This window comes from Streptomyces sp. NPDC059008, from assembly GCF_042749045.1.
Classification (GTDB): domain Bacteria; phylum Actinomycetota; class Actinomycetes; order Streptomycetales; family Streptomycetaceae; genus Streptomyces.
The window spans coordinates 68,890-85,042 of sequence record NZ_JBHYJC010000005.1 but is presented as its reverse complement, the minus strand read 5'-3'; the positions used below and the strand labels follow the sequence as shown (position 1 = coordinate 85,042).

Sequence of the window (16,153 nt, the reverse complement as noted above, 5' to 3'; positions counted from 1 at the left end):
AGAACAGACGGATCGCGGCCCCCTCGCCGAACACCCGATCCCTATGCTGACGGCATGATCGATGTACCGCTTTCAGCGTTGGAAGTCGCGATGGTCCAAACCGGGACCCGAGCCGAGAAGACCCTGCGCGACACCACCGCCTTCGCGCAGGCAATGGAGCGGCTGGGCTACCACCGGGTCTGGTACGCCGAGCACCACCACTCGCCCGCCATCGGCGCTTTTCCGCCAGTCGTGCTGACCGCGCACTCCGCCGCCTCGACCTCGACCATCCGCTTCGGTTCGGGCGGCGTACTGGCCCCCAACCACGCCCCCCTCGCGCTGGCGGAGCAGTTCGGAACGCTGGCCGCCCTGCACCAGGGCCGCATCGACCTGGGTATCGGCCGTGGCCCGGGCACCTTCGACGAGACCACCGCACGGGCCCTGCGCCGCGGAGCCGGACCGACGACGGACGCGGAGTACCACGACGACGTGGCCGCGATCCTGTCGTACCTGGTCGACGAGGTCGCACTCGAACCGCTGCCCGAGCCGTGGCTGCTGGCCTCCAGCACCGCGGGCGCCGCTCTCGCGGCGAGCCTCGGCCTGCCGATCGCCCTCGCCCACCACATCCGTCCGGACAACACCCGAGCGGCGCTGGAGCGTTACCGTGCCGACTTCGTCCCGTCCCGTTGGTGCGAGCGACCTCGGGTCCTGCTATGCGTCGAGACGGTGTGCGCAGAGACGGAGGAAGAGGCCGCATGGCGGGGCGGACCGATGAACGTGATCAAGGCCGGCCTCCTCAAGGGCCTCAGCGAGACCCCCTTCCCCACGCCGGAGGACGCGGCAGCGCACCCCTTCACGGCGGAGGAGCGGCAGGCACTGGCCGCCTTCCGCGCGCAGCAGGCCGTCGGGACACCCGAGACCGTCGTGACCCGGCTCGCGGAACTGGCCGGTGCGACCGGAGCGGACGAACTGATGCTGACCACCCCCGTCTACGACCTCGACGACCGCATCCGCTCCTACGAACTCGTCAGGAAGCACATCGAGGCCGCACCGGCGCCGTAGGAACGCTGTGCGCCGCCGTCGCTACTTGGGCGTCAGCGCGAAGCGGAGCGCGGTGTGGTCGATGGTGCGGGGCAGCGGGGCCGGTGGGACGAGGGGGCGCCGGGGGAGCAGCAGGAGAGCCCTGTGGTCGCGCAGGAGGGCGGCGAGGAACGTCGCGGCGGTGAAGAGGGCGAGGTCCTGCGCCGGGCACTGCGCGGGGCCGCGGCCGAAGGGAGCCAGCGCCCAGTTGTCCTGGTTGCGGCCGTCGAGCCAGGCGTCGGGCTCGAACTGGTCGGCGTACGGCAGATGTCGGGCGTCACGGTGGAAGAAGGAGCTGTAGAAGACGACACCGGTGCCGGCCGGGGTGGTGGTGCCGTTGTGCCAGGTCGTCTCCGCGGTGGTCTCGCGGAGGATGGCCGGCGAAGTGGGCCACAGCCGCAGCGACTCCAGGACGCAGGCGCGCAGCAGGGGCAGTGCGTCGGCGGTCGCCGACCGGTCGGGTTCGGCGCCGTCGATCTCGGTGTGCACGCGCTCGGCGTGTTCCGGATGGCTGGCCAGGAGGGCGAGGGCGCAGTACGTGGCGATGGCGGCGGCATCGTAGGCGAAGAGCCAGTACGGGATCTGCCCTGCGGGTTCGGCCCCTTCGGTGCACGGCGTGCCGGCGACGAGGGCGGCCAGGCTGTCGGGCTCGGCACGGTCCACATACGCGCGCACGCCGGCGAGGAACGCCTCGCGGGTCCGCTCCTTCGGCCGGCGCAGACTCAGCCAGCCGGCGTCGGCGCGCAGTGCGGCCAGCAGGTCGGTGATGCGGTGGTCGTCGCGGGCGGCGTCCCCGAGCACGACACGGCGGATGATGCGCCAGAAGGCCGCGGAGAAGTCGTCCCAGTCCAGGGGCCGGCCCGAACCACGGTGGAGGTCGAGGAGGGCCTGGGCCTCGGCACGGATACGGGGGGTGAGGGCCGGGAAGAGCCGGTGCGCGGGGGCGCCCCAGTCGAGGACGGCCTCGTTGAACGCGCGGCGCTCGGCGCGGACTTCACCGGCGGAGACCAGCACTCCGTCGGGTTCGAAGTGGCGCAGGCCGCGGGCCTTCTCCCGGGCGGTGGGGGTGAGGGTGGCGGGCGTGGCGGTGAACATGCGGCGGGCGTCTTCAGGGGAGAGCAGCAGGAGTACCCGCCGCCCGGGGACGGCGACCGAGACCGGCCCCGCGCCGTGCCGTCGGCGCAGGCGCGCCAGGGTGCGATGGGCGCTGCGGTTGGTGTCGAATCTGGCGGCGAGGCGGACCACGCGGGGGCGGCGCAGGATCGCCCCCTGGGCCAGGGTGGGGATCAGGACGGTGACGCCCAGCACCACCGTCTCCAGGACCGACGCTCGTGCGGATGGCCGCTGTTGCATATCGCTGTCCCTCTCTCTCAGGCTCGCGGTACGGGCGGTGCGGGAGGCCCGGGAGTGACGGACCGCCGGGCGGGCAGCTCGGGAGCGGGAATGCCGGCGGCGCGGAAGGCTCTGCCGCTCTTCCCGCCTCAAAGGCGCGCCCTCGCAGACGCAGACGCAGACGCAGGCGAAGACGCAGACGAAGCCGAAGCCGGGATGTGGAGAGGGACACGGATACCTGCGCGGCTCGGCATCGCCGCTGCCCAGTGGTGCCGACACCGCAATGGTCCAAGAAGCCCAGGCGCGACACGAGGGGGCAGAACTCCGTAGCGGCCGCGCCGGCACCTGCCGCGTGACGTCGCATCAACGCACTGAACAGGGCTTTCTGTTGGTCCGGTGAGGCGGCTGGGCGGCGAGAGCCGGCAGCAAGTTCACCGTTGTGGGGGACCGTTGCCCAGGCGATCACCTGTCGCCTCGACCGGCCCTGGTGCTGCCCGGCGGTCAGGCCGGCAGATGGTGTGCGTGGGACAGGCGGCGTGCCGTGGCCAGGAGGGCGTGGATCTGGGGGCCGGACTGGTCGATGTCGCTCACCGGGGTCTTGAACGGCAGCCGGACGTCGTGGTGGGTGTCGGGGTATTCGAGGCGCAGGGTCACGCCGTAGCGGTCCATCGCCACCGGGAGGGCGCGCAGCATGCCGCTGTCCGGGCGAGGGCGGACGAGGCGCAGCAGCAGGGGGACGAGTTCGCTGTGGCCGTCCACGAGGTGGGTCAGCATGCGCGCCTCGCTGGTCGCGATCGGGTCGAGTTCGGTCACCTCCAGGGAGTGGAGGTCGACGTAGGTGCGCCCCTGGGCGTCTTCGAGGACCGCCTGGCCGAACTCCATGCAGGTGCTCTCGGCGGCCTGCGCACTGTACGGGGCGGCCAGGAGTCCGGTCACCGTGACACGGGCGCGCACCCGGTCGCGTACGGGAGTGGGGGCGATGTCGGTGAGCTCCAACCGGACGGGGATGCGCGTTGCCGTCTGGGCGTCGGGGTCCTCGCCCGGCGCGTGCAGATGGAAGTGGCCCATCGCCCCCGCGCCGTCGAGACGGCGCACTTCGGTGTGCAGCCCGTCGCTCACCACGGTCATCGAATGGGCGGCGGCCAGGATCGACCGAACGCGCTCGGCGGCGGTCGGCGTGGCGGCGCGGGCGGGGAAGAGACGCATCCGGGTGCTCCAGGCGAGGGTAGGGAGACGTGACCAATGACGACTACTTAGGTAAGCCTAACCTAATTGCGAGTGTCCCGTCCTCGGTGGAACCGTGCTCACGGTCCGCCCCCGGGCGCGCTGTCTGCCGCGCTGTCTGCCGCGATGAACCGACCTGATTTCGCGGCCAGTTGGCGCTGCAGATACTCCGCTGCGTCGTCGGGTCGCATACGCGCGAGGGTGACCAGACCGGTAATGACCACGTCCGCGACCTCGGCGTGCACGTCCTGCCAGGTGTGGCTGTCGCCCTTGCGGGGATTGGTCCCGCGCGCACCGATGACGGCCTGCGAGGCCTCGCCCGTCTCCTCGGCGATCTTCAGCACCTGCAGCGTCCACTGCTGCGCGTGATCCAGCCCGCGCTCGTCGTCATGCGCGGTGAAGTGACGGGCCAGGGCCCCAATGGTGTCCCAGACGTATCCGTCCAGGGGGAAGTGCCCTTCCGAGGGCGGCGATGCCGGCTTCGGCGACCTGGCCGTCTGCTGTGTTCGGTCGCCGGCGGGGCTGCCGTCGATCGGGTAGCTGCGCACTGGTGACAGGCCGGGCAGGACACCCGGCCACACCGCTTCCAGTGCCTGGGCGGACGGCACGAAGACCGGCCCGAGGGCGGCGAGCGAGTGCGGGTCGTGCCACTCCCAACGCTGGAACCGGTGCGGTTCGGGCAGGCCGAGAGTGCCCGACCACGCGGTGACATGGACCACCGCGGACAGGCGCCTGACGTCCTCCCGGTCGTCGTGGAGGATCGTCAGCAAGTGCGCGTCGCCCACCTCGGCCGTCAGCCCGGTCTCCTCCGCCAGCTCCCGCACGGCCGCCGCGGTGACGTGCTCTCCCGGCTCCACGCGCCCACCGGGAAGCTCCCACATCCCGCTGGTGGACCGGCCCAGAAGTACCCGCCCCGAGCTGTCGGTGACCACCACACACGCGCCGAGGACCGCCTGCGGCCTGGGGCGCCCCTTCTCCACCGCGCTGAAGGACGCCTTCGGGCCGTCCGCCGTGCTCTCCGTCATGACCATCCCATCTCGGTGTAGTGACGGCCTTCGAGGATCGCCTCGATGGCCGCACGGGTGTAGGGCACGATCGGCTCCGGAAGCGCCTCCGGACGCCACCAGCTCCAGTTCAGGCATTTGTCGGGCTCGCGAATCGCCGGCACGCCCGCCCAGCGCCGGGCGCGGAAGACCATCTGCATGCGCGGCCGGGTCCCGGGTGCATCGACGAGGTGGACCGCGTGCGCATACTCGACGTCGCACGGGTCGATCACCAGGCCCGCTTCTTCCTGGGCTTCGCGGACGAGGCAGGCGACGGCGGATTCCTGCTCGCAGTGGCCGGCCAGGAAGTGCCATGTGGAGCCCGCGTAGGCGGAGTCGGGGTGGCGCAGCCCGAGCAGCACCTCGCCTTCGCTGTTCTCCAGGTAGAGGTGGACGCCGATGACATGGGGCACGGCTCGCCCACCCGGGGCCGGAGCGAGCCCGCGCGGGTGGGGAGGCCGGCGGGCGGCGGGATGACTCTCGGCGTGGCGGCGGATCAGATCGCGGGTCGGCGGGGCCATCCGCAGGCGCGGCATGACCTCTGGCCGAAACCAGTGCAGCATGACGCCCTCGGTCAGCGGCAGCGTCGCCGGGTCGCCGGCCCATCGGCCTGTGAAGAGGTGGATCGGGACGACGGTGCCGTCGCTGCGGTGGGCTTCCTCCACGGCGAAGGGGGCAAGGTCGAGGTCGAGACCGGCCTCTTCCCGTAGTTCGCGGCGGACCGTCTCTTCCGGTGACCGGTCGCCTGGTTCACGGCAGCCGCCGAGCAGGGACCAGGACCCCGGCGCCCAGATCCCGGGAAGCTCGTCCCGCAGGTGCAGCAGGTACGCGCCGGCCCCGTCGTGGATCAGTGCCGACGCGTTCGCCCACCCATGCTCCGGCGGCGAGGCCGAGCCGAGTGGTGAGTTGTCCTCTGTCACGGGTGTGCCGTCCTGGAGTCGGTGGTGGGGGCGCGGCCGCAGGGCCGATATTCGAACGCGGCGGGTCCCGCCACAGGGACGGATAAGGGATGCAGGGTTCCTCCAGGGGGAGCGATGAGTACAGGTGCTCTAAGAACGGCCCGGATCGCGACCCGTAACGGGTGCGTCGGGGGCAGATGGTGAACGCCTGTTCGGATCGCCGTGGAGGGTGCCGCGCTTGGCGCTTGGGGTGCGGCTTTCGAACGGCTCGGATCGCTACGAGCCGCGGCCACGGGCAGCGAGCCGCGCCTACGGCGTGAGTGCCACCGCTCGCGGCAGCAACCGGGCGAACGGCCACTGCGGGCGGTAGCAGAAGTACTCGCCGCGTGCCTCGATCTCCGCGGCGGCCGAGGCGCTGGTATCCCGGGCCTCGTCATGGGCGCCCGCGGTGTGCAGTGCGTCGGCGAGCAGTCCGACGTGGAGGGTGCGGCGCAGTACGGCAGCAGCGCCAGCAGAGCCCGCTGCTTCGGCGTACCGAGATCCACCTTCTCCGCACCGCAACTCACGCTCAACGGGCCGAGGATCTCGAATCGAAGGCCAGGGGAACGTACTTCGTCTTTCATCGTGCATCCCGACTGGAGAGATTGACGGAAGTGTGGTGAACGCAAAGGGGGAGGACGGGGTCTGGGTTGCTCGCCGAGACGTGCGCTCTCCGTGTTCCCGGCGATGTCCGAGTCCGAGCGTGCGGGGGCGGTCGACCGCACGGCAACGCATCCGGGCCGATGCAGAAGGGTGGAATGCCGGTACGGCTCCGACCTGCGGAATCACCCTTTGCCCGGAACGCCTTCCTGGGACGCCGTCAGTTCCGCGCGCCGGCCAGCGCGGTGCGGAACCAGTCGAGTGTGGCGTCGAGCGTCGCCTCCAGCGGTGTCGGACGGAGGCCGAAGGACCGCTCGAACGCCGAGGAGTCCACGATCTGCGGCTCGGTGTGCTGGTAGAACATCTCCGCGTACTCGTCCATGAAGGTCGCGTCGAACGGCCCGAAGGGGCGCGGCTCGGTGAGCACCACCCGCCGCAGCGGGCGGTCCACCCGTTGCTCGATCATCGAGTGGATCTCGCGGGTGGTACGGGCGGGCGCGGTGGGCAGATGCCACACCCGGCCGTCGCCTTCCGGGTCCTCGCCGAGGGCGGCCAGCCCCTTCGCCACGTCCTGGATGGCCGTGTAGCTGTGCGGGAGGTCGAGGTCGCCCAGCGCGAGGACCTCGCCGCCGGTCAGTGCGGGCGGGAACACCGCGCCGCCGAGCGTGGAGTTGAGCACGCCGGGACCGACGAAGTCGGCCGACCGGCCGAGGACGACACGCGCCCGCCCCGCACGGTGGGCGGCGAGATACGCCTCGTCCAGCTGCGCCCGCATCACCCCCTTGCGGCTCGTCGCCCGCCAGGGAGTGTCCTCCGTCATCACCTCACCGCGCGTCGGGCCGTACGGATACAGCGTGTCCAGGACGACCAGCCGTGCCCCGGTGGCCTCGACGGCGCTCAGCACCGCCTGCTGGACCCGGGGCATGACCTCGGTCTGCTGGTGATAGGCGACGTTCACGCAGTGGTACACGACATCGGCGCCCTCGACGGCGGCCAGCGCCCCGTCGTACGTGCTCACATCGGCGGCGCGGCGCTGCACTCCGTCGGGGGCGCCGTCCGGCGCCGAGCGGCTGACCAGCCGTACGTCCTTGCCCTGGCGGGCGAGTTCGGCGGCGAGCGTGGTGCCGGCCGGGCCGGCACCCAGAACGGCATGGAGGCGGCGTGCTGCAACAGACATGGCGATTCCTTCTCTCCGGGAGGGCGGTGGATCGGTTCAGCGGCGGGCGAGGGCGGCGGAGCGGGAGAGGCCCCGCGCTTCGCATCATCACTTCTGTTAGAGACCATAACTCTTGCGATGGGCCATCGCAAGAGAAGTGGTGGTTACGATGAGCGAGGACCGCTCACACATGCCGTCCGCCGCCCCGCGACGCAGGAGGAGAACATGGCCGCCGAGGTACGAAGCCCCCGGGCGCGCTACCGCGAGCAGAACCGTGCGGAGATCAAGGCGGCCGCGCTGCAGCAGCTCGCCGAGGGCGGCGTCCAGGCCGTCGCGCTCACCCGGATCGCCAAGGACATGGGGCTCTCCGGGCCGGCCCTCTACCGCTACTTCGCGGGCCGGGACGATCTACTGGGCGAGCTGATCCGGGACGCCTACGACGACGTGGCGCAGGCCATCACACAGGCCGTCGGCGGCCCGGCAGGGGACGCGCGGTCCACCCTGCACGCCCTCGCCGGCGCCTACCGGAGCTGGGCCGTCGCGCAGCCGCACCGCTATCTGCTGATCCAGGGAACGCCGCTCCCCGGATACGCGGCTCCGGCTGACACGCTCCAGCGCGCGAGGGCCGTCCTGGGGCCGTTCCTGAAGGTGTTCGCCGCCGGTGCGACCGCCGAGGCGCTACGGCCGGTCGTCGCCGAGATGGACGCCTGGGTGCGCGAGGACGACGGCGTCGCCGACTGGGTGGCGCAGCACACCGGGCTGCCGCCGCACGGCAAGGCGGCGGGCACCGCCCTCGCCGGCACGGTGCTGGCCTGGTCGCAGCTGCACGGCACGGTCGGCCTGGAGGTATCCGGCCACTACGCCGGGATGGGGCACCACGCGTCGACCCTGCTCACCGCGCAGATCGACACTCTGGCCGACTCCTTCGGGCTGTGAGGGCCTGTCCGGCCCCATCCGGCCGTGCGGCTGGGAGTCAGGCCCCGGGCGTCACAGGGAAGCAAGCACGCGGCGGCGCAGCCCGGCGGTGCCGGGCGCCTCGCGGGCTTCCCGCTGCCGGGGGTGCGGGACGTCCAGGACCTCGCCGGACGTGAGCAGGGCGATCCGGTCGCCCAGGTAGAGGGCCTCGTCCACGTCATGGGTGACGAAGACGACGGTCGCACCGGTGCCGCGCAGGATCTCCACGAGCAGGTCCTGCATCTCGGCGCGGGTGTGCGGGTCGAGCGCGCCGAACGGCTCGTCCATGAGGACCGCCCGGGGCCGCCCGGCCAGCGCGCGGGCCAGCTGGACGCGCTGCCGCTGCCCGCCGGAGAGTTGGTGCGGCAGCTTGCGGGCGTGGCCGGCGAGGCCGACCCGCCGCAGCCAGTCGTCGGCGACCCGCCGTCGCTCGGCCCTGGCCACCCGGCGGATGGCCAGCGGCAGTTCGACGTTGGCGCGGACGCTCCGCCACGGCATCAGGGCGTCCTCCTGGAAGACCAGCGCCCGGTCGGCGGCGGGCCCGGCGATCGACGCCCCGTCCTGGGTGACCCGGCCGCCCAACGGGGGCAGCAGCCCGGCGAGGGTGCGCAGCAGCGTGGACTTGCCGCAGCCGGACGGGCCGAGCACGGCCACGAGTTCGCCCGGCGCGATCCGCAGCCGCACGGTGCCCGGCAGGGCCTGATCCGCCCGATGGCCGAGCAGTACGTCGTCCAGGGCGAGCTCGGTGCCCTGCCGGACGGGCGCGGTGCTCGTGGTCGTGGGACGCGCAGGACTCATGGGACGGGCTCCTTGTCGAGGGCCGGAGCGGGGGACGGGACGGCCGGGGGAGCGGCGCGCAGGGCGCGGCGTGCCGCACGGGACGGGGCGCGCTCGGCCGGGCGCGGTAGCCAGGAGGTGGCGCGGCGGCCGAGGAACTCCACCGCGGTGGAGGTCAGCCAGCCGAGGGCGCCGATGGTGGCCATGCCGACGAAGACGCCCGGATAGTCGACGACCGTGTAGTCCTGCCAGGTGCGGTAGCCGACTCCGTACTCGCCGGAGATCATCTCGGCGGAGATCACACAGATCCACGCGACGCCGATGCCCACCGAGAGCCCGCCGAAGATACCCGGCAGCGCGCCGGGCAGCACCACCGAGAACAGCACCCGCAGTCGGCCGCCGCCCATCGTGAGCACGGCCTCCTCCCATACGGGCGTGAGTGCCCGCACCGCGTGCCGGGTCGACACCAGGACCGGGAAGAACGCCGCGGTGAAGGTGATGAACACGATGCCCTGCTCGTTGGTGGGCAGCAGCAGGATCGCGACCGGGACCAGGGCGATCGCCGGGACCGGCCGCGCCACTTCCACCAGCGGGCCGAGCAGGTCGGCGGCCCACCGCGACCGGGCGATCGCCGTGCCCGCGGCCACCCCGAGGACCGCGGCGAGCAGGAAGCCGAGCACGATGCGGCGCAGGCTGTGGCCGAGGTCCTGCCAGTACGGGCCGGTGGCGAGCCGGTCGCCGAAGGCGGATGCCACCTCGCCGACCGTGGGGAACTGGCCGAACCGCAGCCAGAGTTCGACGTCCAGGGAGGTCAGCAGCTGCCAGAGGCCGAGGGCCGCGGCGAGCGAGGCGGCCCGGACCACCCAGCGGCCCACGCTCATGACGCCCGCCCCACGGCGTCCGCGTAGCTGACGACCCGGGCCCCGGCGTGCCGCCCGATGTACGTCTTCGCATGGGCCGGGGTGACGAAGGCGCGCAGGTCGGAGCCGTCCGCGACCCACACCGCCCGGTCGGCGAACCACAGCGTGCCGGTCAGCGCGTCCGGTACGTACGCGGCCCGCACCTCGGCGCCCTTCGCCGCCTTCAGCAGCTGCTTGGGGCTGTCGAAGGTACGCGTGGTGGACCGGCCCTTCAGCCACAGCTCGGCCTTGGCGGCGCCCGCCTTGGGGTAGGAGGCGGCGCGCGCGGCCCGCCGCAGCGGTGCCGGGTCGACGAAGGAGTCCACGTCGACGCCGCCCACCAGCTTGGCCGTCTTCAGGATCGGGACGTCCTTCTTCAGCGCGCCGATCAACTCCGGGCGCAACGCCGGGTCGAAGGTGGCGATGCCGTGGGCGCCGTTGTAGAGGTAGACCACCTCGGCGGGGAGCCCGGTCTCCTTGGCCACCGACTCGGCGGCGGCGACCGGGCGGGTGCGCAGATAGTCGGTGGCCCGTCGCTGCGCCCGGAGGAAGTCGTCCAGGACCCCGGTGCGCTCCTTGGCGAACTTCTCCCGGACGGTGACGCCGTGGAAGGTCGGCAGGTTCAGGTCGGCCCCGTCGTACAGGGCCCTCGCCTTGCCCTGGTAGGCCAACTGGCCAGGCCAGGCCACGAATTGGGACAGCGCGTCGACGCTGCCCCCGGCCAGGGCGGACGCGCCCACGCTGGGCTGCTGGTTCAGCTTCTCGATGCCCCGCTCCGGGTCGATCCCGGCCTGCTTCAGAGCTCGGACCAGGGTGCCGTCGGCGGCCGAGCCGACGCTGGTGGAGACCTTCCTGCCGCGCAGGTCGGCCAGCGAGCGCAGGGGCGAACCGGGCGCCGTGACCACGGTGTTGAGGCCGCCGCGCAGGTTGTAGCCGGTGACCGAGACGAGCCGTGTCGGCTGCCCCAACTGCCGGCCGCGGGCCGCGTTGATCAGCAGCGGGAAGTCACCCATCGACCCGATGTCGATCTTCCCGGCGGTCATCTGGGAGGTGATCGGGGCGCCCGTCGCGTAGTCCTGCCACTTCACCTGGTAGGTGATGCCGTCCTTCTTGCCGCGGGCCGCGAGTTCGTCCTCGAAGTAGCCGAGGGAGCGCAGCAGCGTTCCGGCGGTGACGGTGTTGATGGTCTTCGACTGGTATCCGACGGTCACGGTGACGGTCTTGGAGTCCTGGGCCCCGGCCGCGTCACCGCACGCCGTGGCCAGCGGCAGCAGCAGGGCGAGCGGCAGGAGCCGGGTGAGCGGCAGAAGCCGGGGGTTCGGGACAACAGGCATGGCTGTCTCCAGGGAGGGCGGTAGCGGGCAGGCGCGGGAGGAACGGGGAGGTGGGGCGGGGCGGACGGGTCAGACGGAGCGGTGCAGGACGCCGCTCATGGTGATGCGGTCGCCGCGGAAGCGGATGAACTCCAGGTCCACGGGCCGCCCGTCGGGCAGATGCGTCAGCCGCTCCAGCATCAGTACGGCACTTCCGCGCGGGGCCTGCAGCACCGCGGCGGAGTGCGCGTCGGCGTTCACGGCTTCGAGAGTGATCTCGGCATGCCCCAGGGGGCCGCCGGTCAGCGTCTCCAGGAGCCGGAACACGTCCGTGGACTCCAGGTCGCAGCCGAGCAGTTCACCGCCCACGTCCATGGGCAGATAGGACAGGTCCAGGGAGAGCGGCAGTCCGTTGAGGCGGCGCAGCCGCTCGATACACAGCACGTCGGTGTGGTCGGGCAGGCCGAGCCGGTGCGCCACCGGGCCGGGGGCGCTGACCGGTCCGACGGTGCGGACCTCGTTGGTGACCCGGCCGTGCTCGTGCAGGGTCTCGGCCAGGCCCTGGAGCCGGTCGAGGCCGTGTGCGTACTTCTCGCAGACCACGACGGTGCCGACGCCGGCCTTCCGCTCCACGAGCTGCTCACCGCGCAGCAGGTCCAGGGCCAGCCGGACGGTGTTGCGGCTGGCCCGGTAGTCGGCGGCGATGACGTTCTCCAAGGGCAGGACGCCGCGCGGGAAGCCGCCCGCCAGGATTTGATGGCGCAGCAGGTCGGCGAGTTGCCGGGCCCGGTCCGCACGCAGCCGCCGACGGCGCGCGGCGGCGACCGGAAGCGAGGCGGGGATGCGTTCTGCTGGCATGGCAGGAAACGTACCGGCGCGGCGGCTCCGATGGTGTTGCGGCAGTATTGCGCCACCTCGCGCCACCGACCGCACCGCTCTGACCTGCGACATCGACAGCCAAGGGCGAAGATCCGCCACCCCGGTGCCCACAACGTGGACGGCCATGGCGCACCGCGCCACCTACCCAGCTCGCCCGAACGCAGCGAAACCGGCGCAATGCGCTCAGAGCGAGGGTCCCGACCTCTCTCGGGTCGGGACCCTCGCTCTTGTGCCGGGCGCCGGCTCACGCCGGCACCGCTGCTCCTACCAGGCGACCGGCAGCCGCTCGGGGATGCGCTTCATGAAGCGGGTGCGCCACACGAGCTGGTCGACGGGGACGGCCAGGTGCAGGCCGGGCATACGGGTGGTGAGGGCCTCGATCGCGATCTCGATGTGCTTCTTCCCGAGCGGTACGGCGGGGCAGTAGTGCCCGCCGTAGCCGAACGAGAGGTGAGCGGCCGCGTTGGGCCGGTCGATGTCGATGGTGTGCGGGTCGGGAAACACGCTCTCGTCGGTGTTGGCGGCCTCCACCAGGACGAGGACGAGTTCGCCCTTCTTGATCTCCGTGTCGCCGAGCCGCATGTCGTCCATGGCCAGACGGGGCAGTCCGTCGGCGATGGACAGGTTCACGCGCAGCAGCTCGTCCACGGCGGCCGGTATCCTCCCGGGCTCCGCGCACAGCCGCGCCCACACCTCGGGGTTCTGCAGGAGCGTGAACACGGCCATGGTCAGGGCGCCCATGGTGGAGATGACTCCGGCGCCGAACATGGTGACGCCGACGGTGGCGAGCATCTCGTCGGTGAGGTGCGCATAGTCGGGGTCACCGCGCAGGGCGGCGAGTTCGGCCATGAGCCCGTCGGTGGCGGGGTCGTTGAGCCGCCCGGTCATATAGGCGATGTCCCGGTCCCAGTTCAGGCGCGCCCCGGTGATGGGGCATGCCGAGTTCATGAACGCGATGTCGAGACTGGACGCCAGCAGCGGTGCGTCGTCGCGGGGGATGCCGAGGATGTGGCAGTGGAGGTGCTCGGCGTAGGGGTTGGCGAACTGCCCGCGCAGATCGACCGGCGGGCCGTAGGCAAGGAGGCCGTCGACCAGGTGGGCGGCGTGGTCGGTCATCCACTCCGGCAGGCCACCGGCCCGGGGATTGATCGCCTTGAGTACGGCCTTGCGGAGACCGGCGCCGGTGATGTTGCCCATGTTGTTGACCACCTCGGGCGGGATGGTCAGCGCGTACTGCCGTGGGACGCCGGGGGCGGAGGTGTCCTTGAGGCTGAAGCGGGGGTCTTCGAGCACCTGTCTGCACAGCTCGTAGGAGGAGACGAGCCACGCCTCGTCCCCGGCGATGGTGCGTACCCGTGTGACCGGGGTGGCGCGGAGCTGCTCGATCTCCGGGGGGAGGCGGTCGCCGCGGGGGGAGAACGGGAAGTCGATCAGGGTCGGGGCGGTCGTCACTGGTGGTCTCCTTCGGTGGGAGTGCCGGCGGGGGTGATCACCGCGTGGCCCTGGTTGCGTGTGGCGCGCAGGCCGTGCCCGCGCGAGTACAGGAGGTCGGCCATCGGCAGTGCCTGGTGGTAGCAGTTGAGCGACGAGGGGACGCCCATGATCGCGGGGGTGTCGATGAACAGCGGTGCTTCGGCGCAGATGTAGTCGAGGCAGACCTGGCGCTGGCGGTCGGTGGGCCGCGCTCCGTCGAGAACCTTGCTGGTCAGGAACTGGACCACGAGCTGATCGCAGACCTCGCGGAACGCCGGGTCGGTGGACAGCCGATCGTCGAGTCCCTCGCGTATGACCCGATAGGCGGGGATGTCCAGCAGCGCGGACATGGGGCGGCCGCGGAGCCTGGTGCCGTCCGGGTCGAGCGCGGCGACGGCGGCGGTCACCTTGGCCCGTACGCCGCGCAGGTTCTTCACGGCCTTGCGCTGGGCGTCGAGGGCCGGATATCCGAGCGCCTCGTACATGTCGGCGACATGCAGATCCGTGTAGATGAGATCGACCTGACGGAAGTTCTCCACGCCCCAGGCGGCGAGGCTGAGGATCCGCTGATGGGTGAAGTAGGAGTTCCCCGGAGAGATGCCGATGACAGCGTGATCACCTTCGTCGGTGATGACCTGGCAGTGCGGGGTGTACGGACGGACGTGAAAGATCTCGGTCGCTGTCGTCAAGAGACGATGCCCCTACGTGCCGCTAGTCCCTGGGAACCCCGTGTTCCCGGTGTGGCGGCGACAGCGGAAACCTACCTGACCGTCGGTTCTGGATGATGTCGAACCAGAAAGTAACTCCCAGGTCAGACCGCATAGTTGAGTTCATATCGCGTTCACAAGCGGGCCTGATGACCGCGAACGAGCCCGTCGCGAAGCTGCTCGGGCCGAACCCTCGGGGGTCGGGGACGGCGCGCGCCGTTCCCCGCCTGCCCGCGCCGGACGCTTTGCCCCGACCGCCGAACGCGCGGGCCGACCTCCGACGGCACGCGCCCGGCCTTCGCCGTCAGCCCACGCGCTCCGCCACCAGCTGCTCCTCGATCAGATCCACGGCCCGACGGGTGCCGCCCTCGGTGCGCACCTCGGCCCACAGCCATGCCGAACGCGCCGCGACCTGTGGATCACCGATGAGCTCCATCAGGGCCGTACGCAGCGCCGCCGCCGTGACGTCCGCGGTGTCGATCCGACGGGCGACGCCCAGTTCGACGAGCCGGTCGGCGTAGCGGCCCTGCTCGGCCCCGTGCGGTACCGCGATCATCGGCACACCGGCGTACAGGCCCTCACCACAGCTGCCCATACCGGTGTGCGTCACCCAGGTGTCCACCTGTCCGAGGATCGTCGACGGCGGCACCCACGGCAGCACTTCGAAGTTGGGGGGAATCCGTTCCCCCAGCCGGGCCCGATCGCTGTCGTTGTCGATCTGCAGCACCACATGCCAGCCCGGAAGGTCCGCGAAGGCCGCCACGCACTGCTGGTAGGTCTCCCGCTGTCCGAGGCGCGCCGAGCCGCCCAGCGACACCAGCAGTACCTTCTTCGCACCGGCCGGCCGCATCCAGCCGCCCGGCTTGTCGCCGGTGCCGCAGCACGGGCCGACGAACGTCACCGCCTTGGTGTCGACCCGGTCCGCATACGGCTGCATGGCGCGCGGGATCAAGGCCAGCACCCGCCGCGGCCGGCCGGTGAACTCCTCCACCTTCGTGGTCGCCGCACCGCACCGGGCCAGCCAGGCGGCGAACCGCGCGCGGTGGGCGGAGCCTCCGGGCAGCCCGGCGAACGCCGCGTCCATCTCCTCCTGGGCACCCTCCCAGGCCACATGCGTCGGTGACAGCTGGACCAGGCCGCGGCCCTGCGCCTCGGCCAGCGCACGGCCCGCGTACGCGCCGACGTCGTAGAGGTAGAGGTCGGCGGGGGTGTCGTCGTACGCGGCGTGCAGCTGCGGCAGTACGGCCATCGCCTCGTCGAGGAAGAGGGAGGCGGCGGCGATGGGATGCTGCGGCCACTCGCTTTCGGCGACCGGAAGAGTGGAGGTCAGACGGACCAGCTCGGCACCGGTGGGGGCGATCAACTCGGCGACGTGGTCGGCGTTGGCGTACGTCACGCGATGGCCGCGGGCCACCAGCTCACGGATGATCTCCAGGCTGGGCAGCACATGGCCGACCAGGGGCGTGCCGATCATAGCGATATGGGAGGGAAGGGGCATATCGGGAAACTTCCTTGGATAGAGGTCTACGCCAGGCAAACGCCGAGAGGCGCGACTGGGCAACGCGGAAGCGCGCAACAAGGCAACGCGGTGGCAGTGCCCGGGACATCGGACGGCATGTCCCCCAGGTATCCGAGGAGTCTCCACGTTTGAGTCGATCGAGTCGTTTGAGTTGATCGAGTTGGTCGAGTCGATCGACAGGGGAAGGGATTCGGACAGTGGAGAAGCCTGGTGTTCCGCGCACGAACGACGCGCGGAACACCAGGCTCTCCCGACTCAGTTCTTGCCGATGGCGGTGGCC

At 71.6% G+C, this 16,153-nt stretch carries 15 protein-coding genes; 2 read left to right on the top strand and 13 right to left on the bottom strand.

Features of this window, described 5'->3' with window-relative positions; translation table 11 throughout:
- Positions 1-54 precede the first annotated feature (54 nt).
- Positions 55-1,041: an MsnO8 family LLM class oxidoreductase gene (locus ACFWZH_RS09565; protein WP_384427467.1), complete on the top strand. Its 987-nt coding sequence runs from the start codon at positions 55-57 to the stop codon at positions 1,039-1,041.
- A 21-nt stretch (positions 1,042-1,062) separates the two neighbouring features.
- Here ACFWZH_RS09565 and ACFWZH_RS09560 read toward each other — a convergent pair whose 3' ends face one another.
- The 6 genes from ACFWZH_RS09560 to ACFWZH_RS09535 form a co-directional block, all read right to left on the bottom strand.
- On the bottom strand, positions 1,063-2,412 hold the full coding sequence (locus ACFWZH_RS09560) for a cytochrome P450 (protein ID WP_384427465.1): 1,350 nt from the start codon (positions 2,410-2,412) through the stop codon (positions 1,063-1,065).
- Between the two features lie 480 nt (positions 2,413-2,892).
- Complete coding sequence (locus ACFWZH_RS09555) at positions 2,893-3,597, bottom strand: DUF2470 domain-containing protein (protein WP_384427463.1); 705 nt, start codon at positions 3,595-3,597, stop codon at positions 2,893-2,895.
- A gap of 98 nt (positions 3,598-3,695) precedes the next feature.
- Positions 3,696-4,640: an NUDIX domain-containing protein gene (locus tag ACFWZH_RS09550; protein WP_384427461.1), complete on the bottom strand. Its 945-nt coding sequence runs from the start codon at positions 4,638-4,640 to the stop codon at positions 3,696-3,698.
- Complete coding sequence (locus tag ACFWZH_RS09545) at positions 4,637-5,578, bottom strand: NUDIX domain-containing protein (RefSeq protein WP_384427459.1); 942 nt, start codon at positions 5,576-5,578, stop codon at positions 4,637-4,639. The genes ACFWZH_RS09550 and ACFWZH_RS09545 overlap by 4 nt, the downstream gene beginning before the upstream one ends.
- A gap of 288 nt (positions 5,579-5,866) precedes the next feature.
- Positions 5,867-6,118 carry a hypothetical protein gene (locus ACFWZH_RS09540; RefSeq protein WP_384427457.1) on the bottom strand — a complete coding sequence of 84 codons (252 nt, stop codon included), beginning with the start codon at positions 6,116-6,118 and terminating at the stop codon, positions 5,867-5,869.
- 298 nt (positions 6,119-6,416) lie between these two features.
- Positions 6,417-7,373, bottom strand: coding sequence for an NAD-dependent epimerase/dehydratase family protein (locus ACFWZH_RS09535; RefSeq protein WP_384427456.1), 957 nt, complete (start codon positions 7,371-7,373; stop codon positions 6,417-6,419).
- Positions 7,374-7,577: 204 nt separating this feature from the next.
- Between ACFWZH_RS09535 and ACFWZH_RS09530 the strand changes: the two genes are divergently transcribed.
- Complete coding sequence (locus ACFWZH_RS09530; RefSeq protein ID WP_384427454.1) at positions 7,578-8,288, top strand: TetR/AcrR family transcriptional regulator; 711 nt, start codon at positions 7,578-7,580, stop codon at positions 8,286-8,288.
- A gap of 51 nt (positions 8,289-8,339) precedes the next feature.
- Here the strand turns inward: ACFWZH_RS09530 and ACFWZH_RS09525 are convergent, their stop codons facing one another.
- From ACFWZH_RS09525 to ACFWZH_RS09495, 7 genes are all read right to left on the bottom strand, one after another.
- Entirely contained in the window at positions 8,340-9,104 is a 765-nt protein-coding gene (locus tag ACFWZH_RS09525) for an ABC transporter ATP-binding protein (protein ID WP_384427452.1), read from the bottom strand.
- A complete protein-coding gene (locus ACFWZH_RS09520; RefSeq protein WP_384427450.1) occupies positions 9,101-9,964 on the bottom strand; it encodes an ABC transporter permease in 864 nt (287 codons plus the stop codon). The genes ACFWZH_RS09525 and ACFWZH_RS09520 overlap by 4 nt, the downstream gene beginning before the upstream one ends.
- On the bottom strand, positions 9,961-11,316 hold the full coding sequence (locus ACFWZH_RS09515) for an ABC transporter substrate-binding protein (protein ID WP_384427448.1): 1,356 nt from the start codon (positions 11,314-11,316) through the stop codon (positions 9,961-9,963). The genes ACFWZH_RS09520 and ACFWZH_RS09515 overlap by 4 nt, the downstream gene beginning before the upstream one ends.
- 69 nt (positions 11,317-11,385) lie before the next feature.
- A complete protein-coding gene (locus ACFWZH_RS09510) occupies positions 11,386-12,153 on the bottom strand; it encodes a GntR family transcriptional regulator (RefSeq protein WP_384427446.1) in 768 nt (255 codons plus the stop codon).
- A 285-nt stretch (positions 12,154-12,438) separates the two neighbouring features.
- A complete protein-coding gene (locus ACFWZH_RS09505; protein ID WP_384427444.1) occupies positions 12,439-13,626 on the bottom strand; it encodes a cytochrome P450 in 1,188 nt (395 codons plus the stop codon).
- Entirely contained in the window at positions 13,623-14,336 is a 714-nt protein-coding gene (locus ACFWZH_RS09500; RefSeq protein WP_384427443.1) for a tRNA-dependent cyclodipeptide synthase, read from the bottom strand. The genes ACFWZH_RS09505 and ACFWZH_RS09500 overlap by 4 nt, the downstream gene beginning before the upstream one ends.
- Before the next feature lie 322 nt (positions 14,337-14,658).
- A complete protein-coding gene (locus ACFWZH_RS09495) occupies positions 14,659-15,828 on the bottom strand; it encodes a macrolide family glycosyltransferase (RefSeq protein WP_384427441.1) in 1,170 nt (389 codons plus the stop codon).
- Between the last annotated feature and the right edge of the window lie 325 nt (positions 15,829-16,153).

Excerpts from the sequence above, each read along its gene's own strand:
- ACFWZH_RS09565 (WP_384427467.1), top strand. The coding sequence starts at position 55 with ATGATCGATGTACCGCTTTCAGCGTTGGAAGTCGCGATGGTCCAAACC.
- ACFWZH_RS09560 (WP_384427465.1), bottom strand. The coding sequence starts at position 2,412 with ATGCAACAGCGGCCATCCGCACGAGCGTCGGTCCTGGAGACGGTGGTG.
- ACFWZH_RS09555 (WP_384427463.1), bottom strand. The coding sequence starts at position 3,597 with ATGCGTCTCTTCCCCGCCCGCGCCGCCACGCCGACCGCCGCCGAGCGC.
- ACFWZH_RS09550 (WP_384427461.1), bottom strand. The coding sequence starts at position 4,640 with ATGACGGAGAGCACGGCGGACGGCCCGAAGGCGTCCTTCAGCGCGGTG.
- ACFWZH_RS09535 (WP_384427456.1), bottom strand. The coding sequence starts at position 7,373 with ATGTCTGTTGCAGCACGCCGCCTCCATGCCGTTCTGGGTGCCGGCCCG.
- ACFWZH_RS09530 (WP_384427454.1), top strand. The coding sequence starts at position 7,578 with ATGGCCGCCGAGGTACGAAGCCCCCGGGCGCGCTACCGCGAGCAGAAC.
- ACFWZH_RS09525 (WP_384427452.1), bottom strand. The coding sequence starts at position 9,104 with ATGAGTCCTGCGCGTCCCACGACCACGAGCACCGCGCCCGTCCGGCAG.
- ACFWZH_RS09520 (WP_384427450.1), bottom strand. The coding sequence starts at position 9,964 with ATGAGCGTGGGCCGCTGGGTGGTCCGGGCCGCCTCGCTCGCCGCGGCC.
- ACFWZH_RS09515 (WP_384427448.1), bottom strand. The coding sequence starts at position 11,316 with ATGCCTGTTGTCCCGAACCCCCGGCTTCTGCCGCTCACCCGGCTCCTG.
- ACFWZH_RS09510 (WP_384427446.1), bottom strand. The coding sequence starts at position 12,153 with ATGCCAGCAGAACGCATCCCCGCCTCGCTTCCGGTCGCCGCCGCGCGC.
- ACFWZH_RS09495 (WP_384427441.1), bottom strand. The coding sequence starts at position 15,828 with ATGATCGGCACGCCCCTGGTCGGCCATGTGCTGCCCAGCCTGGAGATC.